This is a genomic window from Kosakonia sp. MUSA4 (genome assembly GCF_013085925.1).
GTDB classification, from domain to species: Bacteria; Pseudomonadota; Gammaproteobacteria; order Enterobacterales; family Enterobacteriaceae; genus Kosakonia; species Kosakonia sacchari_B.
On the sequence record NZ_CP025697.1, the window covers coordinates 2,451,706 to 2,478,323 of the forward strand.

At 57.0% G+C, this 26,618-nt stretch carries 22 protein-coding genes; 10 read left to right on the forward strand and 12 right to left on the reverse strand.

All coding sequences use genetic code 11. From position 1 onward, the window contains the following. Window positions 1-125 precede the first annotated feature (125 nt). Entirely contained in the window at window positions 126-2,033 is a 1,908-nt protein-coding gene (locus tag C0557_RS11640) for a sigma-54-dependent Fis family transcriptional regulator (RefSeq protein ID WP_208658554.1), read from the reverse strand. 235 nt (window positions 2,034-2,268) lie between these two features. On the opposite strand from C0557_RS11640, the gene C0557_RS11645 reads away from it, so the two are divergent. Genes C0557_RS11645 through C0557_RS11655 form a run of 3 tightly spaced genes read left to right on the forward strand, consistent with a single transcriptional unit; the run spans window position 2,269 to window position 5,758 of the window. Then, a complete protein-coding gene (locus C0557_RS11645; protein ID WP_208658555.1) occupies window positions 2,269-3,465 on the forward strand; it encodes a CaiB/BaiF CoA-transferase family protein in 1,197 nt (398 codons plus the stop codon). A 10-nt stretch (window positions 3,466-3,475) separates the two neighbouring features. Further along, complete coding sequence (locus tag C0557_RS11650; protein ID WP_208658556.1) at window positions 3,476-4,393, forward strand: hydroxymethylglutaryl-CoA lyase; 918 nt, start codon at window positions 3,476-3,478, stop codon at window positions 4,391-4,393. A gap of 18 nt (window positions 4,394-4,411) precedes the next feature. Continuing rightward, window positions 4,412-5,758, forward strand: coding sequence for an MFS transporter (locus C0557_RS11655; RefSeq protein ID WP_253073810.1), 1,347 nt, complete (start codon window positions 4,412-4,414; stop codon window positions 5,756-5,758). Window positions 5,759-5,784: 26 nt separating this feature from the next. Here the strand turns inward: C0557_RS11655 and C0557_RS11660 are convergent, their stop codons facing one another. Then, the gene (locus C0557_RS11660; RefSeq protein ID WP_208658557.1) at window positions 5,785-6,696 is read right to left on the reverse strand and encodes a LysR family transcriptional regulator; all 912 of its coding nucleotides are present in this window, start codon (window positions 6,694-6,696) and stop codon (window positions 5,785-5,787) included. Between the two features lie 131 nt (window positions 6,697-6,827). On the opposite strand from C0557_RS11660, the gene C0557_RS11665 reads away from it, so the two are divergent. After that, on the forward strand, window positions 6,828-8,213 hold the full coding sequence (locus C0557_RS11665) for an MFS transporter (protein ID WP_208662917.1): 1,386 nt from the start codon (window positions 6,828-6,830) through the stop codon (window positions 8,211-8,213). Here the strand turns inward: C0557_RS11665 and C0557_RS11670 are convergent. The 3 genes from C0557_RS11670 to C0557_RS11680 form a co-directional block, all read right to left on the reverse strand. Continuing rightward, window positions 8,198-8,809: a class I SAM-dependent methyltransferase gene (locus tag C0557_RS11670; RefSeq protein WP_208658558.1), complete on the reverse strand. Its 612-nt coding sequence runs from the start codon at window positions 8,807-8,809 to the stop codon at window positions 8,198-8,200. The genes C0557_RS11665 and C0557_RS11670 overlap by 16 nt on opposite strands. Continuing rightward, window positions 8,806-9,348, reverse strand: a complete 543-nt coding sequence (locus C0557_RS11675; protein ID WP_217273293.1) for an NUDIX hydrolase — start codon at window positions 9,346-9,348, stop codon at window positions 8,806-8,808. Before C0557_RS11675 ends, C0557_RS11670 begins: the two co-directional genes overlap by 4 nt. Window positions 9,349-9,560: 212 nt before the next feature. Next, window positions 9,561-9,728: a hypothetical protein gene (locus C0557_RS11680; RefSeq protein WP_208658560.1), complete on the reverse strand. Its 168-nt coding sequence runs from the start codon at window positions 9,726-9,728 to the stop codon at window positions 9,561-9,563. A gap of 447 nt (window positions 9,729-10,175) precedes the next feature. Here C0557_RS11680 and C0557_RS11685 point away from each other — a divergent pair, with 447 nt between their 5' ends. Next, the gene (locus tag C0557_RS11685; protein ID WP_007375046.1) at window positions 10,176-10,796 is read left to right on the forward strand and encodes a response regulator transcription factor; all 621 of its coding nucleotides are present in this window, start codon (window positions 10,176-10,178) and stop codon (window positions 10,794-10,796) included. Here the strand turns inward: C0557_RS11685 and C0557_RS11690 are convergent. The 5 genes from C0557_RS11690 to C0557_RS11710 are packed head-to-tail and all read right to left on the reverse strand — an operon-like array spanning window position 10,793 to window position 17,930. Beyond that, window positions 10,793-16,345 carry an AAA family ATPase gene (locus C0557_RS11690; RefSeq protein WP_208658561.1) on the reverse strand — a complete coding sequence of 1,851 codons (5,553 nt, stop codon included), beginning with the start codon at window positions 16,343-16,345 and terminating at the stop codon, window positions 10,793-10,795. The genes C0557_RS11685 and C0557_RS11690 overlap by 4 nt on opposite strands. Next, window positions 16,342-16,728, reverse strand: coding sequence for a response regulator transcription factor (locus C0557_RS11695; protein ID WP_074776413.1), 387 nt, complete (start codon window positions 16,726-16,728; stop codon window positions 16,342-16,344). Before C0557_RS11695 ends, C0557_RS11690 begins: the two co-directional genes overlap by 4 nt. A gap of 16 nt (window positions 16,729-16,744) precedes the next feature. Next, window positions 16,745-17,011: a XapX domain-containing protein gene (locus C0557_RS11700; protein WP_074776414.1), complete on the reverse strand. Its 267-nt coding sequence runs from the start codon at window positions 17,009-17,011 to the stop codon at window positions 16,745-16,747. A gap of 4 nt (window positions 17,012-17,015) precedes the next feature. Next, window positions 17,016-17,186 carry a DUF1427 family protein gene (locus C0557_RS11705; protein WP_074776415.1) on the reverse strand — a complete coding sequence of 57 codons (171 nt, stop codon included), beginning with the start codon at window positions 17,184-17,186 and terminating at the stop codon, window positions 17,016-17,018. A gap of 57 nt (window positions 17,187-17,243) precedes the next feature. Further along, window positions 17,244-17,930 (reverse strand): hydrolase, encoded by a 687-nt coding sequence (locus tag C0557_RS11710; RefSeq protein WP_074776416.1) that lies wholly within the window; start codon window positions 17,928-17,930, stop codon window positions 17,244-17,246. A 234-nt stretch (window positions 17,931-18,164) separates the two neighbouring features. Between C0557_RS11710 and C0557_RS11715 the strand changes: the two genes are divergently transcribed. From C0557_RS11715 to C0557_RS11735, 5 genes are all read left to right on the forward strand, one after another. Further along, window positions 18,165-20,039, forward strand: a complete 1,875-nt coding sequence (locus tag C0557_RS11715) for an amidohydrolase (RefSeq protein ID WP_208658562.1) — start codon at window positions 18,165-18,167, stop codon at window positions 20,037-20,039. A gap of 4 nt (window positions 20,040-20,043) precedes the next feature. Continuing rightward, the gene (locus tag C0557_RS11720; protein ID WP_208658563.1) at window positions 20,044-20,454 is read left to right on the forward strand and encodes a DoxX family protein; all 411 of its coding nucleotides are present in this window, start codon (window positions 20,044-20,046) and stop codon (window positions 20,452-20,454) included. Beyond that, window positions 20,451-22,076, forward strand: coding sequence for an MFS transporter (locus C0557_RS11725; RefSeq protein ID WP_208658564.1), 1,626 nt, complete (start codon window positions 20,451-20,453; stop codon window positions 22,074-22,076). Before C0557_RS11720 ends, C0557_RS11725 begins: the two co-directional genes overlap by 4 nt. Before the next feature lie 37 nt (window positions 22,077-22,113). Beyond that, entirely contained in the window at window positions 22,114-22,935 is an 822-nt protein-coding gene (locus tag C0557_RS11730) for an alpha/beta fold hydrolase (protein WP_074776419.1), read from the forward strand. Between the two features lie 257 nt (window positions 22,936-23,192). Next, window positions 23,193-23,615, forward strand: coding sequence for a GNAT family N-acetyltransferase (locus C0557_RS11735; RefSeq protein ID WP_208658565.1), 423 nt, complete (start codon window positions 23,193-23,195; stop codon window positions 23,613-23,615). A 70-nt stretch (window positions 23,616-23,685) separates the two neighbouring features. Here C0557_RS11735 and C0557_RS11740 read toward each other — a convergent pair whose 3' ends face one another. Next, complete coding sequence (locus tag C0557_RS11740) at window positions 23,686-25,257, reverse strand: GGDEF domain-containing protein (RefSeq protein ID WP_074776422.1); 1,572 nt, start codon at window positions 25,255-25,257, stop codon at window positions 23,686-23,688. Window positions 25,258-25,328: 71 nt separating this feature from the next. Then, the gene (locus C0557_RS11745) at window positions 25,329-26,570 is read right to left on the reverse strand and encodes a diguanylate phosphodiesterase (RefSeq protein ID WP_208658566.1); all 1,242 of its coding nucleotides are present in this window, start codon (window positions 26,568-26,570) and stop codon (window positions 25,329-25,331) included. Between the last annotated feature and the right edge of the window lie 48 nt (window positions 26,571-26,618).

Below are 26,618 nucleotides of genomic sequence, written 5' to 3' on the forward strand. Positions count from 1 at the left end.
GGTCGCACAGGCAGTTTCTGGTTATGATTGTAGTCGTCGGCTGTGTCTTCAGCATGACAGAAAAGCCTCTGTTTTTTTGAACAGCTCCTGGCCTGGCCTGGCTGGCGCAAAACGATGGCTACGCGTCAATCTTGCTGTAATTTTCGCCACAGGCTCATTTTGCTGATCCCAAGGTGCCGGGCCACTTTCTGCTGATCCTGGTTGTAACGTCGCAGATAAAGGGTAATAACCTGCCGCTCAATATCGCGAACCAGCGCCTTGAGCGATCCTTTGTCCAGATCCACGGTTACGGCATCATGAATTGCTGCGGGTTTGTTGCTGCCGGCCAGCGAAAAGCCGGTCAGTGTCAGCAATTCATACAGCGAATAGGCCGGAAATTCCCCTGACAATAACGCCAGACGCTCAAGAATAAAACGCAACTCGCGGACATTGCCCGGCCAGTGCCAGCCGGTGAACAGATCGAGAAATTGCTCCAGCAGATGCTCTGCCTGCCGCTCGCAAAGAAACATCCCGGCCAGATAACGAATGTCTTCCGGACGTTCCCGCAGTGGCGGAACCGCCAGCGGCAGCACATTCAGCCGGTAGTAGAGATCGCGGCGAAATCCGCCTTCCTCGCTCATCTTCTCCAGTGAACGATTGGTCGCGCCAATAATTCTGACATCGACCGGGATCACGTCTTTGCCGCCGATATGCATGATTTCATACTCCTGGAGCACCCGTAATAAGCGGCTCTGGATGGTCATTGGCAGCTCGCCAATTTCATCGAGAAACAGCGTTCCCTGATGCGCCAGTTCGATAAGCCCCGCTTTCCCTTCCCGCCTGGCGCCGGTAAATGCACCGCCTTCATAACCAAAAAGCTCACTCTCCAGCAGGTTTTCCGGGATCGCTGCGCAATTGATAGCGACAAATGGCCCGCGGCTGCGCAGGCTGTGGTTATGTATGCTCTGGGCAAACAGCTCTTTGCCGGTGCCTGATTCCCCGTAAATCATCACCGGAGAATCGGTGCGGGCATAAATTTGCGCCAGCTTTTTGATCGCCTGCATTTCACCGTTGGCGGTGAGGATATGGTCAAAGGTGTAACGGGCATTGAACCCTTTTTTCGTAAGCTTGCCGCGCAGAATACGCTCCACCTTCTCTATCTGCGGCGTATCCGTAAAGGAGCAAACCACGCCAATGCAGCGTTTGCCCATAAATATCGGCACCCGGCTGGTGATAATGGAGGTGCTATCCAGCTCCTGCAATTCGCGGATCTCCGGCGCTGCGGTTAGCAACACCTGGTTAATCCGTGTATTTTTAATAATTGAATCAACGGGTTTACCTATCACCTGTGTTCCACTCAAGCCGAAAATCTTTTCTGCACTGCGGTTAAACACCTGAATTTCATTATTTTCATTGGTGACAATGATGCCTTCCGTAATGGACGACAAAATGATCTCCAGCCTGGCGGTATCCTGCGCTTTGCGTTTCGTTGTTTCCACTATCGCCAACGCTTCACGCAGCGCGCTGTTCACCGATTCGATACCGTTTTCGATCAGGATGCCCTGCATCGCATATTGCCTCGCGCTATCGGTGACCGGAAAACCGCCGGTCACCGTGGTATAGCGGCGGTGCCGACACTGTTCCAGTTTTTCGGTCATATCGGTGTGCGATAAAAAAACAAATTCATCGATGGTGATATTCAGCGCCTGCGCAATAAGTAATACATCCGTTAAGTAGGTCTGGTAATTAAAAAAGGCAATATGTTGCGGATGATCTTTCAGTGGAATGAGCGATTTCAGTAAGTCGGCGGTCGATGTCAGTATTTTAACTACCGGAATTCGCGTTGATTTTTCAATATATTCCGCGGTCCCTCCCCGGCTCAGAATAACATCATAATACTCTGCATCAAGATTTCTGGCGATGTTGGCCGCTTTATCGAGGCTGCCATGATAAACGTGGCAGTTAAAAATACCTGTACATTGTTCAGCGACTATTTCGCCCAGTTGCGGGTAAGGTGTAATTAATGCAAGGTTTGGCAGAGAATTCTTGTTCATGGCGATAATTTTCAATGTTGTCGTTTTATTAAATCAATATCACAGTTGATATTTCTAACACAATTGATATTGAGCCTGACGCAGTGTTTTTTATTTGTCTCAATTTAAAACATTAAAATTCATAGTGTTAACTTATTTCCTTTCCATTTTGTTTTTTGGCATGCCGATTGATTAATAACACCTGTGTGAAGCGAATGCTTCCGCAAATGATATTTTCATCTTACAAGGAAAAGGCATGAATAATAAGTCTGGTGTATTAAGTGGTGTACGCGTTCTCGATCTCACTCGCGTCCTTGCCGGTCCTTACTGTGGAATGATGTTAGCCGATTTTGGCGCTGACGTGATTAAAATTGAATTACCGGGTAAAGGTGATGATGCCCGCGCAAACGCGCCACAAATAAATGGCGAAAGCGCCTATTTTATGAATCTTAATCGCAATAAACGCGGTATTACGCTCAATCTCAAGTCTGAGCAAGGGCGTAATATTTTTCTGGAAATGGTGCGCAACAGCGATATTGTGCTGGAAAATTACCGGCCGGGTGTGATGGAAAAACTTGGCCTCGGTTATGAAGATCTGCGCAAGGTGAATCCAGCCATTGTTTATGGTGCGGTGTCGGGTTTCGGCCACACCGGGCCGTACGCTAAACGCGCGGGATACGACATTATCGGTCAGGCGATGAGCGGGCTAATGAGCACCACGGGCTGGGCCGATACCCCGCCTACCCGCACCGGCACAGCGATTGCCGATGTGGTAGGCGGTATGAGCTGCGCCATCGGCGTCCTTGCTGCCTACGCCAACCGCCTGAAAACCGGCGTCGGCGACAAAGTGGATATCGCGCTGGTTGATGCGATGGTCTCATCACTGGAGATCATCAATATTATCTACCTGAACACTGGACGCATTCCGACGCGTATCGGAAACCGTTATGAAGCGATTTATCCTTATGATTCATTCCAGGCGCAGGACGGTTACGTCATCATCGCCTGCGGCAACGACAAGCTGTTTGGTCTGCTGAAACAGACGCTGAAAATCAGCGAGCTGGAAGATGCCAGATTCAGCACCAATATCGCGCGTGTTACCCACCATGCTGAACTGAAAGCCATCCTTGAGCGCTGGACCGGCGAACACCCGATTGACCAGATCGTTGAGCTGCTGCTGGCGGCAGGTATTCCCGCCGCGCCAATCAACACTATCGACCGCGTCACTCAGGATCCGCATATTGCCGGGGCGCGTGAAATGTTTGTCGATATTGAACATCCGGTGGCCGGGAAAATTACCATGACCGGTAATCAGGTTAAATTCTCCAACAATAAAACTTCTATCAGAATGCCTGCGCCGACGCTGGGCCAGCACAACCACGAAATACTAAAAGAACTGCTTAATTATTCCGATGCGGAAATAGAGCAGCTTATCAACGATGGAATTCTGTAAGGCCAACACCATGGAAAAATTTATTCATCTTACTGAAGTCGGGCCGCGAGACGGCTTCCAGAATATTAAGCAGCAGATTCCAACTGAACTGAAAATTCGTATTATCGATCAACTGATCGCCGCCGGTGCGAAAAACATCGAAATAACCTCGATGGTCAGCCCGAAAGCGATCCCGCAAATGTCGGATGCGAAACAGGTCATTGCACATGTGCTTGAAAATCACCCAACGATAACGCCATCGGTGCTGGTGCCAAATAGCCGGGGAGCGCAATTAGCGGTGGAGAATCACATCTCGCATGTGAATTATGTTATTTCTGTCAGCCCGGCGCATAACAGCGCCAATATTAACCGTACGCACCAGCAATCGCTGGATGAGCTGGCCGCCATTCGCCAGGCGCATCCGGCTCTGGAGATTTCGCTGTCGCTGGCCACCGCGTTTGGCTGCCCTTTCATCGGCGCTACCAGCACTGACACGCTGCTGGAGATGATCCGTTTCGCCGGTGATCTTGGCATTCACCACATTACGCTGTGCGACACCATCGGCGTGGCAAATCCCTGGCAAACCGCCGATCTCCTGCAACGCGTTAGCGCCCGGTTCCCGCATCTCGATATTGGCCTGCATATGCATAACACGCACGGTATGGCGCTGGCCAACATGATGGCTGGTCTGCAAAACGGCGTGACGCGTTTTGAAACGGCGGTTGGTGGTCTTGGCGGTTGTCCCTTCGCGCCGGGCGCCGCCGGAAATGCCGCGACGGAAGATGCGGTAAATATGTTTTCCCGCATGGGGTTCGATTGCGGAATATCACTCGATGCGCTGCTGGAGGTTTCTGCATTAATTCGTGAGTCCATTGAGCCCGCGTTATTAAGCAGTTTATCGCGCGCCCGAACTTACCGTGAATTTGCTTTTTACGATCCGCAATGCTGAATTCTCCGGGAATAAAATATGAAAAATAATATGGATAAGCCCACCATGACGCATTACCGGTGGTGGGTAATGAGCTTTATCTTTGTTATCTATACCGTAGCGAATGCCGATCGGGCAAATATTGGTTTCGCCCTGCCCTTTATTCAGGATGAGTTTAATCTCTCCAATACCCTGGCCGGGTTATTAATTAGTTTGTTCTTTGCTGGCTATGCGCTGTTTCAAATTCCGGCCGGGTATGTGATTAAAAAATATGGTATGCGCAATGCGTTTGCGCTCGGCATGTTTCTGACCTCCATTTTTACCGCCTTAATGGGCGTGGTGAATAATGTGCTGGTGCTGAAATTGCTGCGTTTCTTTGTAGGCGTCAGCGAAGCGCCAGTGGTTATTGGCTCGACAGCGACCATTAATCAGTGGTTTCCGGCGAAAGAAAAAGGCACCGCCACCGGCCTGTTTCTTGCCGGTTCAAAGTTTGGCCCGCTGATTGTTCCCGCCCTCTGCGCGTGGATCATCATGACGTGGGGCTGGCGCTATATCTTTGTCTTTTTCGCCATTCCTGGGGTTTTGTTGTCCATCTTCTGGTATTGCATGGTGCGCAACAAACCGGAAGAGAGCCGCTTTGTGAACGAACAGGAGGCGGCATACATTCGCGACGAGTTACCGGGTAAGGCGCAGCAACCCGGAGAGGCGCCGCAGAAAGCCCGCTTTCGCTACTGCTGGCTGGACACCCTGATCCGCACCCGCCAGGTGGAGGAACTCACCACCTCGAAGCAGGTGTTCAGGTGCTGGGATATTTACGGCGTGGCGTTAGGCTACTTCTCGATGGTCGGCATTGTCAGCGTGCTGATGTCGTGGCTGCCGAAATATTTGATCACCGAGCGCGGCTTCGATCTTACCAGTTCCGCCGCGCTGGCCGCCGCGCCTTTCCTCGGTACCGTGCTGGGCAATTTTCTCGGCGGTGTGCTTTCAGACCGGGTGCTGAATAAAAGACGTAAGCCGCTGATGTTGCTGAGCGCAGGCGCGACGATTTTCACCATGTATTCGCTGGTGTTTGCCCCTGAAAGCAAAGCTATTCTTTCGCTGATGCTGTTTATGCTCGGGCTGATGCTCTCTCTCGGCTATTCCGCCTATTCGGTGTATGCCATGGGCCGCGCCAGTAAAGAGATCTATCCCGTCGCCTACAGCGTGATCAATATGGGCGGACAACTCGGTGGCATGTGCATGCCGCTGATTGTCGGTGTCATCCTCGATCGCTGGAACTGGGATGCGGTGTTCATGACCATGACCGGCTTCTGTGTGTTGTGTTTTATGCTTGTTGCCACGGTGATTGAACCGTTACCGAAAGAGGTCACGGTGGTGCGTCGTTAAGCGTCAGGGGGCTAAAAGCCCCCTTTTCAGTCTGGCCGCAACGTGCGGCAAACGCTCAGCACAAACTGTCGCAGCCAGCGGTGCGCCGGGTCCACTTCCGAACGCGGATGCCAGAGTTGCGAAACGGTGATGCCGCGAGTTTTGACCGGCAGTTCAAACACGTAAAGCCCCTCGCTTGTCGCCTTATTCATCAGGAACGAGGCCGGAACCAGCGCAATCAAATCCGTGGCGCGCGCCACCGCCAGCGCGGCCGGAAAGCCCGGCACCACGGCGGCGATGTTGCGATTCAGCCCGGCATCGGCCAGCGCTTCATCCACCGGTCCGCTCAGCAGCCCGCGGCGTGAGGCGATAACGTGCGCAAACGAGACATACTGTTCGGCGCTCACTGCCTGCTGTTGCGCCAGCGGATGGCCGCTTCTGACGACGCCGACAAAACGATCGCGAAACAGCGCCTGTACGCGGATTTCCGGCCCCATTTCCCCCAGCACGCCAATCTCCAGATCGACCCGCCCTTCGCGCAGCGGTTTATCGCTTTTCTCCGCTTTCGGCGTGAAGCGTAACGTTACGCCAGGCGCAATGGCAGCGGCTTGCGCAATCAGCGCCGGGCCAAAGGCCTCAACAAAACCGTCGTTGGCACGCAGCGTAAACATCTGTCGCAGGCTGGCAATGTCCAGTACTGGCGTTGCCGGGCGCAATACCGCCCGCGCTTCGAAAACGGCGTTTTGCGTGCGTTCGCGAATGGCTTCGGCATAAGGCGTCAGCACCATCGTCCGCCCTGCCCGCACCAGCAGCGGATCGCCGGTGGTTTCCCGCAGGCGGCTCAGCGTGCGACTCATCGCCGATGCGCTCAGCCCCAGTCTTTTCGCGGCGGCGGCAACGCTTCTTTCGGCCAGCAGAACATCCAGCGCAAACAGCAGATTCAGATCCGGTTGTGTCATAGCGGGTTGTTTCCCATAGAGATTAAGCAGGTATGGCGTTTGCTGCACTGTATCAATGCAACTGCTGCGTCTTCCGCCATGTATCCCGCGAAAGTAGAGTTAATGCAAGCACAACTTATCCTGAGGTAATGATGGAATTGTTTACAGACCTGCCGGGCGATGAAGGGTTAGCGGGTCGTCAGCGCGCGCTGGCGCTGATTGCACTGATGACCAGCACCACGATGGCCGTTTTTGATGGCGCGATGGTGAATATTGCCCTGCCGCAAATCGCTCGTGCGCTGCATGTCTCCGCCGGGGACGCCGTCTGGGTGGCGAATGGCTATCTGCTTTCTGCCGCCATGACGCTGGCTATTTTTGCTGCGCTGGCCGCACGTACGGGGTTTCGCACGCTGTTTGCCAGCGGGTTACTGCTGTTTACGCTGGCGTCGCTGGGGTGCGCGTTATCCCCATCACTGCCAGCGCTGGTGACCATGCGCGTACTGCAAGGGATTGGCGGCGCGGCCACGCTCAGTATTGCACCGGCTATCCTGCGTTCAATTTTTCCCACGCGTCTGCTGGGGCGCATTCTCGGCATCAACGCCCTGCTGATCGCCACCAGCACGGCTGTTGCGCCAGTCATTGGCGGTGCTCTGCTGAGCGAGCTGGGCTGGCAATGGTTATTTGCCATCAATATTCCGCTGGGCGCTATTGCACTGGCATTTGCCCTGCGCGTCATTCCGGGGAAAACCGCCAGCGTCAGTGGGCCGTTTGATGTGCAGGGCGCGCTGTTCTCGGCGTTGATGCTGGGAGCGGCCATCATGGCGTCGACGACCACATCCTGGACGGGCATGGCCTGTGCTGCGATCGCGGTGGCGAGCGGGCTGGCATTTGTGCGCCGTCAACAGCGGGCGCCGCAACCGTTGTTGCCGCTGGGCCTCTTTGCATCGCCCCGCTTCTCTCTCGCCGCGCTCACCTCGCTGGCCTCTTTTATCAGCCAGGGCGTAACCTTTGTCGCGCTGCCGTTTCTCTTTCAGAATGTTTATGGCTACAGCGCCTTTACCTCGGCTTTGCTGTTTACCGCCTGGCCGGTCGGCATCATTCTGGTGGCGCCGCATGCCGGGCGGCTGGCAGATCGCTATGCGCCCGCAAAGATTGCCACTGCCGGGTTATTGCTGTTCGCCGTTGGGTTGCTGCTGCTGGCGTTGCTACCGCAAAATGCAGCGGCGTGGGATATCAGCCTGCGCGGGCTGATCTGCGGGATGGGCTTCGGCTGTTTTCAAAGCCCGAATAACCGGGAGATGCTCGCCAGCGCCTCACGCGAGCACAGCGGTTATGCCTCCGGCGTGTTAGCCATTGTGCGCACCTTTGGACAGTGTCTTGGCGCGGCGCTGGTGGGCGTAATGCTGGCACTCTGCTCGCCAACGCAGGAAGCGCTGGCGATACGGCTGGGGTTGTGGCTGGCGATGATGGCGACGCTGCTGGCAATCGCTTTCAGTCTGAGCCGCCTGCGTCGGTTGTCGAATCAGGCCATGCGCTGAGCCAGCCAGATCGTGTGGCCGGTACAGTCGGGATCTTCCGCCCGCATCTCCAGCACGCGAAAGCCGATTGCCGCCAGTTGTTGCCGATACTCTTCAGGTGCGAGGCTGGCGTGAAACAGCGGTTCGCCCGCAAATTGCCCGATGGCGATACCGTCATCCGGCCCGCTGGTAAACATCAGCACGCTGCCTGGATGGCTGTGGCGGGCAAAGCGGGCAAACATACGGCGCTGATCGTCCTGCGTAAGATGGAAAAAACTATCCCAGGCGATCAGGCCGTCGAAGGTTTCCCCCAGCGCAAGCTGGCGCATATCCTGATGAAGCCAGCGCGCAGACGGAAAAGTCTGCCGGGCCCTTTCCAGCATCGCTGGTGCGCCGTCCACTCCGGTGAGATGAAATCCCTGGGCGATAAACCATGCGGCGATCGGTTGACCATTGCCGCAGCCAATATCCAGAATCCGTCCATTGTCCGGTAAGCGCGCGGCGAATTTCTCCAGCCAGCTTTTTTCAAACAGCGTTTGCGAACGTTGCTGCGCGAACGCAGCGGCGTGACGTTGATAGAGGGAAAGAATGGCGCTGGCGGGCGCAGAGCGACTCATGCCAGCATCCCTTTCAGCTTCGCCAGCAGATACGCGGTAACCGACGTGGCGTCGCTGACTGCGCCGTCGGCGATCAGCGCTTCAAATTCGCGCAGCGTTATTTTACGCGCCGTCAGGCCGACTTCTTCCGGATCCAGCGAGGTTTGATGCTGGGTCAGATCTTCCGCGAGGAAGATATGGTAACCCTGGCTGGAGTAGCCCTGCGCCAGTTTCTGATAGCCGACATGGCGCATACGCCCGGCCACCAGCCCAGTCTCCTCCTGGAGTTCCCCGGCGGCGACGCGCAGCGGATCTTCGTCAGGCGCGCACTCCCACGATCCTTGCGGCAGTTCGAGGGTGCGTTTACCAATCGGATAACGGTACTGCTCAACGATGTACAGCGCATCGTCCTCGCGGGCAATAATCACCACGAAGTCGGGTTTCTCCACCACGGAATAGATCCCTTCATTGCCGTCGGCGCGCAGAATACGGTCTTCGCGCAGGCGCATCCATTTATTGCGGTAAACTTCGGTGCTGGCGAGGGTTTTGATGTCGGGCATCATTATTCTCCTGGGTGAGTTCGCATTCCATATCGAAGCAGCGCTCCTTTGCTGAAAATGATATTTACCATATCAATACCAGCCCGCGCCGTATTCGGTTTTTTTCGCCCGAGAAATTCAGGGAAAGGCGTCGGCCAGAGAATGCCGCACCGAATAAAAAAGGAGATGGCATCTGAAGTTACCATCTCCTTCGGGGCTACGGCGGGTGGCAATCAGGGAATGAGATCACAGTTGCAGGCAGCGCCGCCTTCACCGGCCAGGCAAAGGATATGACACACCTCGTTCCAGTCCGGTTCGCTGCTCCTTTCCGGGGGCGCTGCCGCGATATTCATCGATAATCCAAACAACAGCATTGAGAGTAATGCTTTGAATCTCATCATAATACATCTCCTTTTGTATTACGGGCTTTATGGTGCCCTTTGAAAACTAACATGGAACCGCAGCCGGAAAACATTATGGCTATCCGATTCGCTGCGTTTTGCGCCGTACTGGCGTAAGGGAGGTGAAAGTAAGATTAATCTGATTTTTAGCGTTGAAATGGTTAAGCAAGGGATGGTTACGTTGGTTGACAGTAATGTCATTTAAGCAACATTTGGTTAAACGATATGCAACATTCAATGCCTTAGCGCAAATTTCATTCGAAAGTCGCGGTGAGAAACGATGCCGTCAACCGTAGTGAAAAATCGCTGTTTACCTGAATAAAAATCACACAATTTGTAAGGAAATTCTCGTCATTTCATCCGGTTAAAAATTATGTTATCAGTATCAACCTGCAAAGTGAAAGACGTGCATTTTCAGGCTCGTCGCCCCTGTGAGGCCGAAAGATGATGGAACCTGTCGTTTATGTTGTCGATGATGATAATGCCGTCAGAAAATCAATTGTCCGGCTGTTGGCATCCGAAGGTTACCGCGCCATCGACTTCGCGTCCGCGGAGTCATTTCTCTCTCATCCCCTTGTCGGCGTTCCGGCCTGTTTGATCCTCGATTTAAACATGCCGGTGGTGAATGGTTTTGATGTTGCCAGCGCGTTAAAAGATCGTGGACGCGAGCTGCCAATTATCTTTCTCACGGGGTTTGGCACCATTCCGCTAACCGTTCAGGCAATGAAAGCCGGTGCGCGTGAGTTTCTGACCAAACCGGTGGAGCCGGAGCGTTTGCTGGCTGCGGTGGTGGATGCCCTGAAAGGCGCCGAGCAGGAGTTTGAGCAGCAGCAGGCGAACTTCGCTCTCAAACAGCGCCACCTCTCTTTAACGCCGCGCGAACAGGAAGTGTTTGAACTGGCGATCAGCGGCTTGCTGAATAAGCAGATCGCCGCCGAGCTGGGCGTCAGTGAAATCACCGTCAAAGTGCATCGCCGCCGGGTGATGGACAAAATGCAGGCCCGCTCGCTGGCGGATCTGGTACATGCCGCCGGAAGCCTGCAAATCGCCAAATCGCGCAGCCGTTAATCGCTGGCGGGCACGGTAAAGGAGAACAGACTGCCAAATGGCGTTCTTGCCTGCGCCGTCAGTTTTCCCTGATGCCGTTCAATAATGGTGTGACTGATGGTCAGCCCCATCCCCATTCCCTGCGCTTTGGTGGTATAGAACGATTCAAACAGCCGAGCCTGTACGTCGGCATCCATTCCGCTGCCGGTATCGGCAATCGCACACAGCAGTTCACCCGGCTGCGGGTTCTGCGTGTTGAGCGTCAGCACCCGCGGGCGCGAATCCACCTCGGCCATCGCTTCAATGGCATTCATCACCAGGTTCAGCAGCACCTGCTGGATCTGCACGCTGTCGCCGCAAAACAGGCTGTTAGCGGCCTGCAACCGGTAATCGACAGCAATATGCCGCCGCTCCAGTTCGCTGCGCGACAGGGTCAGAATATGGTGCAGCAGCGCGTGCAGATCGAGGCGTTCAAACACCGGCGGCTGGCGGCGCGTCAGGGATTGCAGGCTGCGGATCACCTCGCCTGCGCGCTGCCCTTCGCTAATAATTTCCTCCAGCCCGGTACGAACGTTTTCAATCGGTAACGGATTGCGGTTGAGCCAGCGCAGGCTGGCACCCGCATTGGAGACAATCGACATCAGCGGCTGGTTAATCTCATGGGCAATCGACGAAGTCAGTTGCCCGACGGTGGTTGCCCGCGAAACGCGCGCCAGTTCGGCCTGCGCCACGCGTACCGCATCTTCATTTTGCCGTTGGGCGGTGATATCGGTGATGGTGCCAAAATATTCATGCACCGTTTCACCGCTGGCCGCCACCGGATCGCCAATACCGAGAATATAACGCACCTCGCCGTCGGCGCGGATAATACGGAACTCCGCCTGCATGGTTAACCCCTGCGCGACGCTGCGGGTCACCAGCGCGCTGATGTGCGCATGGTCGTCAGGATGCACATAGGTGAGAAACTCGGCCATCGAGATCAGCTTGCGTTTCTCCGGTAGCCCCAGGATGCGCGCATACTCATCCGACATGTGCATCAGATCCTGCTCCAGCTCCCAGCGCCAGGTTCCGGTGTGGCTGATCTGCTCGCCGAGCATCAGCGAGGTCTGGCTGGCGCGCAGCTCTTTTTCCACCCGGCGGCGCTGAATATTCTCCTCCAGCAGTTCGGCGTACAGACGCGCCGTTTCCAGCGAAACCGCCGCATGCGCGCCAAGCAGGTTCACCACGCGGGAGTGCCCGGCGGTAAACACGTCCGGCATCAGGCGATTCTCCAGATAGAGCGCTCCCACCAGCCGCGCCTGTTTAAACATCGGCACGCACATTACGGCCGCACCGGAGGTCAACAGATAGGGATCCTGGCTGAACGGACTGTACTCTTCCGGCCTGCCGGTGCGGATCTCCTGCCCGGTACGGATCACCGCCGCCAGCACCGACAGTGGTAAATCTGTCGCCAGCGGCGTTTCGTTCAGCACCTGTACGCGCACCCCTTCGTTGCTGGTGTGCGCGTTGGCTTCAATCAATGGGATCGTGTCATCCAGCACGCGGATTAACAGGCCGCGCTGTGCGCCTGCCCGCTCCAGCAGCATGGTCATCAGGATCTGAATCAGCCGCTCAAGATTGATCTCTTCGGAGAGCGCGCGCGAGGCTTTGATGATGCTTTGCAGATCGCGAATTTCATCATTTTGCGCAAACGCAATGGTGTCATACGGCGTGCTGGCCGCTTTCGCGACAAGGTGCGGGTGCGTCTGTTCGAGCTGGCGCACTTTGCCGTGCGCGCCAACGCGGCCCCAGGCGGCTATCGCCCCGCGAAACCAGGCATCGGCAATGGTTGGATAACCGCAGGTGCGGGCAAACTGCCCGGCCAGTTCATGCGCCAGCGCGTTGCTCGGGTTAAAGCCCGCTTCGCGCGACAGCTTGATGGCTTTCTCATACTGACCAATGGCGATACTGTTCATCCCGTCGAGCCGCACGATCTCGGCGTACAGCAGCGCCTCTTTGTCGCTGAAGGTCGATGGATTGAGCCGTGCCCAGCGCGCGATCGGGTTGTAGTGCTGATTAAGCCGCTGGCGGTGCGCGGCGGAAAAGGTGTCCGGTGTCAGTTGCATCGACAGCGACAGCGCGCTGTAGAGATGGTAATCGAGCAGGTTGACGTGTCCGGGCGCGGCCCAGGCGAAGCGCCCCGCTTCCAGCAGGCTGCTTTCCGCCTGCGCATATTCACCGGCAAAAAAGTGCGCCATTCCGCGATAAAGCCAGAACCAGAACAGCATGGGCGACGGCGGCGTTGCCGGTAACAGTGATTCTGGTAGTACCGCTTTACCGCTAAACACCGGCTGGGGTGTTTGCAGGTATTCAACAAAGTGACGTTGTAACAGAAGAATGGTGTCCATATCCGAAAAACGCGTCTCGTGTAGGAACGCCAGCCCTCGTTCTATATGACTCAGTACCACATCAAGCGGGTCACCGCAGACCAGGCTGTTGGTGATCTCACGAAAGGAAGCGAAACAGGCAATGGTGAGATCGCCATGTGCAACCGCAGCGGTGAAACAGTTTTTGGCGCACTGGACGGTATACGACAACGGCTGGATCCAGACGCTGCTGCGCCCCAGCGCCACCAGGGTTTTGGCGGCGTAATCATGAAAGCCGTGGCGCGTGACCAGATCCTGCGCCAGCGTGCCGTAGCGAAAGCCCTGCTCATACTCGCCATAACGCTCGCCGATCATGACGCCAAACCACGCCAGCGCGACGGTGGATGCGCCCGTCAGCCCCCGCTCCAGCGTCAGTTGCAGTATCCGGCAGAGCAGCAGGAAATGCAGGCGCGGACAGATAAAACTGGCGTACAGACTGGCGCTTCCCAGCAGGTTCATCAACACATCCGTTTGGCGGTGGTTCATGCGCGGCAATGCCATAAACGCGCTGACGGGGCGCGTTCCGATAAGGGATGAAATCTCCTGCCAGGCGTCGTCGCACTCGGCATCGTCCGGCTGTCGGCTTAGGTGAATACCGAACACGGAGAGCCAGCCCAGCGTGGTGTCGAGCGCCTGTGGATAGCTGGAGCGGCGGATATGCACTTCTGCCAGTACGCTGGCGGTATGGGCTTTTTCCACCAGCCCGCCCGGCGAGGCCAGCAGCGTTTCGCACAACGTGCGCGCGGTAGCGAGATGGCCCAGCAGAAGTTCGCACTCTGCCCGCTGTAAATCGAGCGCGAAGAGATCGCCGCTGTCGGCGCTGAGCGTGCGCGCGGTCTGTAAATAGCCCAGCGCGGAAGCGTAATCCCCGCTGCGTTTGGCCTGCCGGGCGGCAAGGGCGCAAAGTTCGCTGAACTTCTGCCGCTGTGGCGCAGTCTGGATACTGTCGATCGCCGCCGTGACATGGTGGATGGTGCGAAACAGGATCTCGTTACCTGGGGTTTGTCGCACTTCATCGGCCAGCAGGCTGGCGGCCCGCAGATGTAACTGACAGCACGCGGACGAAGGCAGCAAGGCGCTTGCCGCCTGCTGAATACGCTCATGGGTAAAGGCGTATTCGTCGGCATTGAGGGTAATTAACTGCACGGACACCGCCGGATGCAGGTGCAAACGTATCTCGCCAGGCGCCCTCTCCAGTATGCGACTTGCCAGTAACACCCCGCCTGCGCTGCCAAGGCAGGCCAGATGAGCGAGCAGCGTACGGGTCTCCTCCGGCATCTGTTCCAGTTGTTGCAGCACCAGGCTAATGACGTTTTCGCTGTAGTAACGGGCGCGGATCGCGGCCAGATCGTAGTGCCAGCGCCCCTGATAGCTGCTATGACTCACCAGTCCGTCTTCGACGATGCGTTTAAAAAATTCATGGGCAAACAGCGGATTACCGCCGGTTTTTTCATGGATCAGTTTTGCCAGATCGACGGTCGATGCCGGACGGGTCTGAAAAACGATCGCCAGCCAACGCGCCACGGCTTTGGCGGAGAGCGGTTGCGGTTCGCACGCCGTTGTTCGCCTGGCGGCGCTGCGCAGGCGTGCGAGCGTGGCGGCAAACGTCTCATCCCCGAGCGACGGCAGATCGCGGTGCGATACCACCATCAGTAGCGGCAAGGCGTGGCTCTGCTGCAACAGATACTCCAGCAGTTGCAGGCTGGCGTCATCGATCCAGTGCAGATTGTCAATCAATATCACCAGTGGGCAGCCGGGCGTGGCAAACACACTCACCAGGCGCAACACCATATGATTAAAACGCGCGCGGGCATCCAGCGTGACGCTGTCAACGAAAGGCGCAGGTTTACTCTCCAGCAGCAGCCCCAGTTCCGGCGCGAGGCTGACCGCCAGCCCTTCATACCCGGCCAGCGCGACGGAGAGCCGCGATTTCCAGCGCGCCACCTCTTCGGCGGGCAGCCCCAGCAAATGCAGCGCCAGCGAGCGAAACGCTGCCGTTAGCGCGCCAAGCGGCAGCACCGCGCTGTACTGCTCCACTTTGCCGAGCGCAATCAGCGTCGGGCGTTGCAGAAACAGTTTCAACGCTGAGGCCATCAGCGAAGATTTACCCATCCCGGACGGGCCGCTGAGGGTGACCAGCATCTGTTTGCCGCTGTGGTTGACCTCTGCCAGCGCAGCAACCAGCTCGCCCGCCTGCGGATGTGCGCGGTACAACGTATTGGCAAAGTGCAGCGCCGCAGAGCGATCCTGTAAACCGGGCGCAAATGCCGGAATGCCCTGCTCCGGCGTCAGCGTGGCCTGGCAGCGGCGCAGATCGGCGATCAGGCCATCGATGGTCTGGTAGCGTTTCTCCGGCGATTTGGCCAGCAGCTTTAGCAGGATGGTCGACAGCATCGGCGGTAAACCTTCCCGCAGGCTATGCGGCGCGGCAGGTTCAGAGGCAATATGATGCAGCGTCCACTCTGCCTGCCCGCCTTCGGACAGATCAAACGGCAGCACGCCGGTCAGCAGTTCATACAGAACAATGCCCAGGCTGTAGAGATCGCTGCGGCTGTCAACGGCATGATGGGTGCGGGTGGTGTGTTCCGGTGACATATACGCCAGCGTGCCGCCGGAAAGCGGCAGCCAGTTTTGCGCCTGCACTTCACTGCTGCTGGTCGCAAGGCCAAATCCACCGAGACGGCAGCGCTCGCCGCTAAGAAAAATGTTTCCCGGCTTGATATCGCCGTGAATGAGATTGCGGCGATGCATCTGGCGCAGCGGCGCGCAGATGCGTAAGGCCAGCTCCAGCCAACTGGCGATGCAGGCCATTGGCAGAGCGATCATCCGGGTGAGCGTCTCAAAAGCAAATGTCGGATAAACCAGCGCGAAACGACCATGATATTGCGCGCTGGCGACAGGCGTGACTGCCCAGCTACTCTCCAGTTGCGCGCGCAGCGCCAGCTCATTTTTCAGCAACTGGCTGGCGCGCGGTTCGGCTTCGTCGCTGACGGCGGTGGCAAGGATAAAGGCGTCACTGGCCCACGGGTAATGGGCATTCATCCAGGCAATGCATCCTTCCTGCGCCAGCGGCGTATAGATGGCGTCATCCTGCACAGTAAAAGGCTGTCCTGCGCTGTGTTCCCCGGTTTTTGGCCACAACGGAAGAGGTGACGCGTCGCTCATGGATTATCCTCGCTGTTGGTCAACACGCGCTGAACATATTCAAGGAGGATATCGATATCGATGGGTTTGCGCAAAAAAGCAACGGCACCGGGTTTGCCCGCGTACCGTTGCCAGGTTTCGTCGTCGTGGCCGGAGATAAAGATTACCGGCGGCGGTGCCGGGCTAAGCTGCAACCGCTCAAACAGCATTGCGCCGCTCATGCCTTTCAGTTTGAGATCCGCAATCACCAGCGCAATCGCAGGCTGCGCCGGGCCGTCGTTGAGAAACGCTTCCGCCGAGGGAAATGCTATCGTGGCGTAACCCTCCGATTGCAGCAAATTACTCAGTCCGCTACGGACGGAAGGTTCATCATCAACAATGGCAATACGCCGGGGTTGCGTCATGCGATCTCCTCTGGCCTCAGGTATCCTGGCGCGGCGGCGAGTCTGGAGGTTCAGGCTGCGGCGCACCGCTAATTTTCGGTACACACTCATGGCGGAACCACGCCATAGTTAGCGGCTGTCGGGCCAGCAGACGGCGGGTTACCGGTACGAGTTGCTCCCCTACCAGCATGCCGAACAATCCGAGTAACGCAACGACCGGCGGCGCGGGTGAGTGAACGCCCAGTAAAGCATAAATAACGCCAGCCAAAAGACCGACCAGGAGAGAAACGATCCAGGTTTTCATAGTCTTATCCCGCCGTTGTGTGGGTCATTAGCGTGGCGATCACGCCTTCGCCCAGCAGCATGCCGAGCAGCCCGACCAGCGCAATCGCCGGCGGCGCGGGAGAACGTACCTTCAGCAGCGCATACATCACGCCAATCAGCACGCCTGCGGCAAAGGAAATCAGTCCGATACTCATGGCAAACTCCTGCCGAAAAGGGAAAGGCTGACCGGCATATACCGGCCAGCTTGCTGCTTAGCGTGCCGGAACCGGCGCCAGCGTGCGGTGGCCCGCTTTGGCGCGGGACGGCGCTTTATGCACCATGGTATAGGCATAATCCACGCCCATGCCGTAGGCGCCGGAGTGCTCTTTGACAATCGCCATCACCGCGTCGTAGGTTTCACGGTGCGCCCAGTCGCGCTGCCACTCCAGCATCACCTGCTGCCAGGTTACCGGGATCACGCCCGCCTGGATCATGCGCTGCATTGCGTAGTCGTGCGCTTCTTTTGAGGTGCCGCCGGAGGCGTCCGCCACCATATAGATTTCATAATCGCCTTCCAGCATCGCGCACAGGGAGAAGGAGTTGTTGCACACTTCGGTCCACAGGCCGGAGACCACCACTTTGCGTTTGCCGTTGGCCGCCAGCGCGTCACGCACTTTCTGATCGTCCCAGGAGTTCATAGAAGTACGTTCCAGAATGTCCTTCTCCGGGAAGACATCCAGCAGTTCCGGGTAGGTATTGCCGGAAAAACTCTCGGTTTCAACGGTGGTGATGATGGTCGGGATGTTGAACACTTTGGCGGCTTTTGCCAGCGCAACGGTGTTGTTTTTCAGCACCTGGCGGTCAATGGACTGTACGCCAAAGGCCATCTGGGGCTGATGATCGATAAAGATTAACTGACAGTTAGCCGGGGTCAGGACTTCAAGCTTTGAGGTTGTCATATTTACACCCATTAGGTTAAAGGAGCTGGAGCTACGTTCAGACAGCAAACGACAGGGCTTCGCTATCGGTGGCTGCATGGTAGGCTGCGCTCCCCCGGCCCGACTATTATCTGATGGTATAACTATCCTTTCGTATACCTATACTTTGGTACAACTGGTCTTTTTTCCGCCGCGCTTTACATAATTCATTCCAGATGCTTATCGGCTCAACCGGGCCGCCAGACTGGAGGAAGTATGGATTTGCTCGCACATGCAGAACTGATATTGCGCAATGGCCAGTTCCACACTGTTGATCGGGAAAACCCGCTCGCCGACGCGGTCGCCATCCGTGACGGAAAATTCGTTAAAGTGGGCAGTGAAGCCGAGGTGATGGCGTACCGCGGCGAACGCACACAGGTTGTCGATTTACACGGCCATACGGCGATCCCGGGATTGAACGACTCGCACCTGCACCTGATTCGCGGCGGGCTTAACTACAACCTCGAACTGCGCTGGGAAGGCGTTCCGTCGCTGGCCGATGCGTTGCGCATGCTGAAAGAACAGGCATTGCGCACGCCGTCGCCGCAGTGGGTGCGCGTGGTCGGCGGCTGGACGGAGTTCCAGTTTGCGGAGCGCCGGATGCCGACGCTGGATGAAATCAACGAAGCCGCGCCGGATACCCCGGTCTTTATTCTGCATCTCTACGATCGCGCCCTGCTCAACCGCGCCGCGCTGAAGGTGGTGGGTTATACCCGCGACACGCCGAACCCGCCGGGCGGCGAGATCCAGCGCGACAGTAACGGTAATCCGACCGGCATGCTGATTGCCCGCCCGAATGCGATGATCCTCTACGCCACGCTGGCGAAAGGGCCGAAACTGCCGCTGGAGCAGCAGGTTAACTCCACTCGCCAGTTTATGCGCGAGCTGAACCGTCTGGGGCTGACCAGCGCCATCGATGCGGGCGGCGGTTTCCAGAACTACCCGGAAGATTACGCGGTGATCGCCGAACTGCATGAGAAAAAGCAGATGACGATCCGCATCGCCTATAACCTGTTTACGCAGCGTCCCGGCCATGAACTGGAAGATTTTGAGAAATGGACCGACATGCTGACGCCGGGCCAGGGCAGCGATTTCTTCCGTCATAATGGCGCGGGCGAAATGCTGGTCTTCTCGGCGGCGGATTTTGAAGACTTCCTCGAACCGCGCCCGGATCTGGCACCGGGAATGGAAGAGGAGCTGGAGCGCGTGGTGCGCCACCTGGTTGAGCACCGCTGGCCGTTCCGCCTGCACGCCACTTATAACGAATCCATTAGCCGCATGCTCGATGTGTTCGAAAAAGTGAACCGCGAGATCCCATTCAACGGCCTGCACTGGTTCTTTGATCACGCAGAGACCATTACCGAAGCCAATATCGAACGCGTAAAAGCGCTCGGCGGCGGTATCGCCGTACAGCACCGCATGGCGTTCCAGGGCGAATATTTCGCGGAGCGCTACGGCCAGCAGGCCACTAAACAGACGCCGCCGGTGGCAAAAATGCTGGAAAACGGCCTGCCGGTTGGTCTGGGCACCGACGCCACCCGCGTGGCGAGCTACAACCCGTGGACGGCGCTCTATTGGCTGGTTTCCGGCCGTACTGTCGGCGGCATGCAGATGTACGATCACAGCGCGCGCCTCGATCGCGATACCGCCCTGCTGCTGTGGACGCAGGGCAGCGCCTGGTTCTCCAGCGAACAGGGGAAAAAAGGCCAGATCAAAGCCGGTCAACTGGCGGATCTCGCCATTCTGAGCAAGGACTACTTCCGCGTGCCGGAAGAGGAGATCAAAGGGATTGAGTCGGTACTGACGGTAGTGGGCGGCGATATCGTCTACGCCGCCGGTCAGTTTGGCCCGCTGGCGCCGCCGGCTATTCCGGTAGTGCCGGAGTGGTCGCCGGTGGTCAAAGTACCGGGTCATTATCGTAGCGCACCGCCGCAGGTGGCCCGTGTGGGCCAGGCTGCAGGTGTTCATCACTGTTCCGGCCCGTGCGGAGTTCACGTTCATCAGCACGATATCGCCCGTGGCAACGCCATGCCGGTATCGGATGAGAACGCGTTCTGGGGCGCGCTCGGCTGTAGCTGCTTTGCGTTCTGACATCATGAAAACGTCAACTGACTTTGCGCCCCGTATTGATGCGGGGCTGTTCTTCCTGCGCCTGACGGGCAGCCTGTTACTGCTGTATGTGCACGGGCTGCCGAAGGTGTTCCATTTCAGTGAAGAGCTGACGCGTATCGAAGATCCGTTTGGTCTCGGGCCTTATATGAGCCTGCTGCCAGCGATTTTCGCCGAGGTGATTTGCCCGCTGTTTATTATTGCGGGCGTGGCGACGCGACTGGCCTGCGTGCCAATCATCGTGGTGCTACTGGTGGCGATGCTGGCGGTGCATCCTGACTGGTCCATTGCCGAAGGGCAATTCGGCTGGCTGCTGTTGATCATCTTTACTACGCTTTTGCTGACCGGCCCTGGAAGCTGGCGAATCCGACGGACTGCAAAAGGAGCAATTGCATGACCCAACAAAACGAACTGGAAGCAGCGGTGACAGTGTCACCTTTTCAACCTTCCGCCTCTGCGTGGCAACCGTTGCATCAGCGCGTTTTCCGCATGCTATGGATTGCGACCGTGGTCTCCAACATCGGCTCATGGATGAGCGATATCGGTGTGAACTGGACGATGCTCTCGCTGAGCGCCGATCCGCTGGCGGTGGCGTTGGTGCAGGCCGCCAGCAGCCTGCCGATGTTTCTGTTTGTCCTGCCCGCAGGCGTGCTGGCCGATATCATCGAGCGACGCAAGATCCTGCTCTTCTCGCAGGTGTGGTCGTTCTGTGCCGCTGCCGGGCTTGCCCTGCTCTCTTTTACCGGCAACGTCACGCCGGAAGTGTTGCTGGCGGCGAACTTTTTACTCAGTACCGGCGCGGCGCTCAGCTCGCCCGCCTTTCAGGCGATTGTGCCGGATCTGGTCGAAAAACAGGAGCTGAGCCCGGCGATTGCCCTCAACTCGCTGGGCATCAATATCAGCCGCGCAATTGGCCCGGCGCTCGGCGGGTTGATCCTGTCGTTTGCCGGTCCGTGGATGGTGTTCCTGCTTAATGCCCTGTCGGTGGTCGGCGTGGCGCTGGTGTTGCAGCGCTGGAAACCGCAAGCCACGGTGCAGCGCCTGCCGCCGGAGCACTTTTTCACGGCCATTCGCGGCGGCCTGCGCTACGTTCATGCCGCGCCGGTGCTGCAAAATGTGCTGGCGCGCACCGTGGCGTTCTTTCTGTTTGGCAGCGCCGGTTGGGCAATGCTGCCACTGGTGGCGCGTCGCGAGCTGGGCCTCGGCCCGGGCGGTTACGGCATTATGCTGGCCTGTATTGGCGTCGGGGCGATTTGCGGCGCGGTAGTACTGCCGAAATTGCGCAAACGGCTGAATGCCGATCGGATGATGGTGGCGGCGAGCCTGCTGTTTGCCGTCACCATGCTGGCACTGGCGTTTATTCGTCATGTCTGGCTGCTTAATGCCTTTGAGTTTTTCACCGGCTTTTCCTGGATTGCCGTGCTCTCGACGCTGAATGTCGGCGCACAGCGCAGCGCCGCCCGCTGGGTGAAAGCGCGTGCGCTGGCGGTTTATCTGACGGTGTTCTTTGGTTCGATGACCGTCGGCAGCGCGATCTGGGGGAAACTGGCGTCGGAATTCGGCGTGGCGTGGTCGCTGTGTGCGGCAACCGTTGGCATGGTGCTGGGTGCGACGACGGTCTTACGCTGGCGGCTGGAAAAAGACGCTGCGCTGGATCTCGATATTCTCGATCCGGCAGGCGGCACGGCGAATATCACCATCCCCCACGAGCGCGGGCCGGTGATGGTGAGTTGTGAATACCGCATTGATCCGCAGGACGCCCATGAATTCACCCTTGCGATGCAGGATATGCGCCGCGTCAGACGCCGTACAGGCGCGATGGGCTGGGCGGTGTATGAAGATGCAGTACAGCCAGGTGTGTTTGTCGAAACCTGGGTGATGGGATCGTGGATCGAACATTTACGTCAGCACGAGCGGCACACGGTAAACGATCAACGTATCCGTGAGCGCGTGCTGGCTTTTCATCAGGGCGACGAGCCGCCGGTTGTCCGGCATCTGGTTGCCCCCGCCGGGCGATAAACGGTGTTAACCCACTACTTAACAATGAGGTAAGCAGATGAGCACAATCAAAACGCAGGATGGTACTCAGATTTATTACAAAGACTGGGGTGCGGGTAAGCCGGTTCTCTTCAGCCACGGCTGGCCGCTGGATGGTGATATGTGGGATAGCCAGCTTAATTTCCTCGCTGAGCGTGGTTATCGCGTTATCGCCTTTGACCGTCGCGGTTTTGGTCGTTCCGATCAACCGTGGAACGGTTACGACTACGATACCTTTGCCTCCGACATTAACGATCTGATCACCGCGCTGGATTTGCAGGGCGTGACGCTGGTGGGCTTCTCGATGGGCGGCGGCGATGTGACGCGTTACATCGGCCGCTACGGCACCTCTCGCGTAGCCGGGCTGGTACTGCTGGGCGCAGTCACGCCGATTTTCGGTAAAACCGCCGATCACCCGGAAGGCGTCGATAAGAGCGTATTTGATGGCATTAAAGAAGGCCTGCTCAAAGATCGCGCGCAGTTTATCAGTGATTTTGCTACCCCGTTCTACGGCCTGAATGCCGGGCAGAAAGTCTCTGACGGCGTACTGACGCAAACACTGAATATCGCCCTGCTGGCGTCGCTGAAAGGTACGCTGGATTGCGTTACCGCCTTCTCCGAAACCGACTTCCGCCCGGATGTGGCGAAAGTGGATGTCCCGACGCTGGTGATCCACGGCAGCAACGATCAGATCGTACCGTTCGAAGCCACCGGTAAACTGTCGGCGCAACTGATTAAAGGCGCGGAACTGAAAGTGTACGAAAACGGCCCGCACGGTTTTGCCGTTACCCATCAGGATCAACTGAATGAAGACCTGCTGGCGTTTCTGAGCAAACTGTAACGCGTAAGGGAAAGACGAAACCGGGCCTCAGCGCCCGGTTTTTTTTACGATTTTTTGTGGAACAACTGGCTGGCTGTACCGCTCAATACTTGCACCGCGCCCCGATCGCCCTTCACCATCGACGCAATAAAAGGCTTGTTTTCATGGTCACTGAAATGTTCTCCTTGTGCGTGGATAACCGTCTTTAAAGGTAGACGATGCCAGCAGCGGCTCTGGCGGTTATCCGCTGAGCAAACGTGGGAATAAGGAAGAAACGGATGAATCTTATCGTTAAGCACGAAGTGACTGAGCAGGACCAGAGCGAGCTATTTGCCGGTTTACGGCGTTACAACCAGCAGTTTGTTAATCCCAGCGAGTGGGCGCATCTGGCGGTCTATTTCCGCGACGACAGCGGGATAATGCTGGGAGGCGTGATCGCCCGCAAGGAGGGGGAATGGCTGAATATCCACTATCTTTGGGTGCATGAGTCGCAGCGCGGTAACGGGCTGGGGCGCGAGTTGATGCTGCGGGCAATGCAGGAAGCGGTGGCGATCGGCTGTCGCCACGCGCTGGTCGATACCTTCAGCTTTCAGGCGTTGCCCTTCTACCAAAAACTGGGGTTTGCAGAGCAGATGACGCTGGCGGATTTCCCGCACAAAGGAATGCAGCGCCACTATCTGATCAAAGATCTGCAGGCCTGAACGCAATCGACCCGATCCTGCAAACTGTCAGGCATTGTTCCGCAGGCGTGCGCTGGAAGCCGGTAAATTTTCAGGGCTGCTGCAACAGCGCTTCGTTGGCCGCTATCGCGCGGTTACGTCCCTGCACTTTCGCCTGATAGAGCGCCTTATCCGCGCCCTCTTTCAGCCGCTGCGCTTCGTCGGCGTTGAGTTCGGCGATAATGCTGTAACACCCGGCGCTGATGGTCAGCGTGCCCTGCGCGCCACCGGTTTGCTCATGCGGTATTTGGGCGCCGCGTACGATGTTAACCGCCTGGCGCGCGACGAAAAGCGCCGCTTCCGGGCCGGTATCCGGCAGAATAATGGCGAATTCTTCTCCGCCGTAGCGGGCAATCAAATCGTGCGTGTTGAGCCGCAGTTTTTGCAGAATTTCACCTACCGTCCGCAGACAGTCATCGCCTGCGACATGGCCGTAATAGTCGTTATAGCGCTTGAAATAATCGATATCGATCATGATAAGCGAGACCGGTTTTTGCTTCAGCGCGGAGGCTTTCAGGCTTTTTGCTAAAAAGAGATCAAACTGCCGACGGTTAGCCAGACCGGTAAGCCCGTCTGCCAGCGCCATCAGTTGCAGGGTGTGGTTGATACTGGTCAGCTCATCACGCAGTTCGGCAAGTTCGTTCTGGTTGCGAACGTTCATGCGCACCTGGCGGAAAATAATCGCCCCCATCAGCAGCGTGCCCAGCAGCAGCATGGCATTCAGCACCAGATCCGGCAGGCTCTCTTTCAGCCAGGTAGCCCACAGCGCCGGTTTGTCATACCCTGCGGCCACCACCAGCGGATAGCGTTCCAGCCGCGCAAACCCGTAAATGCGCTCAACATGATCCAGCGCGGAAACCCAGGTGCCGTTGCCGCGATCTTTTTTCTCCAGTTCCTGGGTAAACAGCGGGCTGGCAGAGAGGTTACGGTTAATCACATCATCCGCAAACGGGCGCACATACAGGGTGTTGCCGTCGGTATTTAACAGCGCCAGCAGATCGCGGTTTTGCAACTCAAAATAGCTGTAAAAATGGCGGAAATAGTCGAGTTTCACCGTTGCCAACAGCACGCCGGCAAAACCGCCCGCGCTGTCACTGATACGTAAAGAAACCGGGATCACCAGATCGCCGGTCGAACGGCTGCGGATCACATGCCCGATATGAATACTGCCGTGGGCGTTACGCCGGTGATAGAGAAAGTATTCGCGGTCACTGTTGTTGGACAGTGGCGAAATTTTGCCAAACGACGTGGCGATCATATTGCCCAGCGGATCGTACACCATGAATCCATGTAGTTGCGGAAGGTGCTGCTGGAGTTCGGACAGATAGTTATTGAACTGATGGTTATTGATGTCGTTGATGCCCGTGGCGGGCAGATTGCGCCTGATATCTCGCAGAGCCATTTCTGCCTGCAGAAACGTGTCTTCCGCCTGGCGCGCCTGCGAAACCGATAAGTTAATGGCGTCGCGTTCGGCATCCGCCACTTCCTTTTGCCATGAGCGGGTCAGTGTCCATGTGCTGGTTGCGATACCCGCCACCAGCAGCGCAACCATACAGAATGTAATACTACGACCGAGGGAAGAGTTGAGCGCCAGCCCACGTGCAACCCGTTTCCTGAAATTCATCGTCTCCCCTTCATCACGTCTTCCGATATGCAATTAATCATAGAAGCACGATGATTTATAAACCAAATAACTCAGACTTTTTTGCGGCTCGTCAGCGACGGCGAGATGCGTTGGGGCCAGTTGATGGGGGAAACGCCATTGAGTACCGGGCGGGCAAACAGGAATCCCTGGAAGCGTTGAACGCCCACCGCTTCCAGCCAGCACCACTCCTCGATTTTTTCGACGCCTTCAGCCACCACGGTGATTTGCAGTTCGGCGCAGCAATCGAGAATCGCTTTCACAATCGCCTGCTTCGGGCCGTGCAGATGAATGTCGGTGACAATGGTGCGGTCGATTTTGAGTTTGTCGGGCTGGAATTTTGCCAGCAGCGACAGCCCGGCGAAACCGGAACCAAAATCATCAATCGCCAGGCCAATTCCGGCGGCGCGAAGCTGGCGAATGGCCCAGGTGAACTCTTCGTAGCCGGAAATCACCTCATCTTCCGTCACTTCCACGATGATTTGTCCTGGATTGAGATGATTGCGGGTGATGTGGTTGAGCAGAATGTCCACCGCGCCGGGAATTTTCACCAGCGACATCGGTAACAAATTGATGGCCACTTTGTGGTTGCCAATGCCCAGGCGCCTGGCCATCGCCAGCGCCCAGCCCTTGGAAGCGAGATCCGCTTCATGCAGCTTGTTGGGCGCAATGGTGGCGAAATACTCCTGCGGACTGCCGCCGTTCGGCCCGCGGATCAGCGCTTCCAGCGAAGAGATATTGCCGCGCAGCGGTTCAATGATCGGCTGAAAAGCGAACTGGCACGGCTGGCCTTCAGTAATCGGCGCGCTGGCGTTGTTGAACGGTGGTTTTTTAATGGTGAAAGACCACTGCTCCGGCCCGGTATTGCGTACCCCGCCATTGCTTTTCGGCGAGGCGATAAAATTGCGGATAAATTTGTAAACCCGATCGTTGCTCGCCAATTGATACTTCAGCGTGCCGAAACGCAGAATCGCGCGCAGCACGGCGGGCGCTGTCATCGCGCAGAGATCAAACAGCATCATGCCGCGATCGACAAACCGGCGGCGCGGCGCATAATCACGCAATAATTCAACCACATTGTTGTGGCGGGTATCCCGGTTTATGTGCTCATAGACCACATTTACTGCGGCCAGCGGCCCTTCAAGAACCTGTAAGAAATGATCGCCATCGAACAGTAAAATCCCCGTGACCTGCAACTGAGAATTGCGCAGATTTGCTCGCTCGACAAGTGACGTCAGCTGAGAGGGATCTAATGTGCAATTCAGGCGGCTACGGTAAATCAAAGTCGCTAACACAAGAAGTTACCCTCAAAATGCCTGGAAAAAACCCGATTAGATGATGCA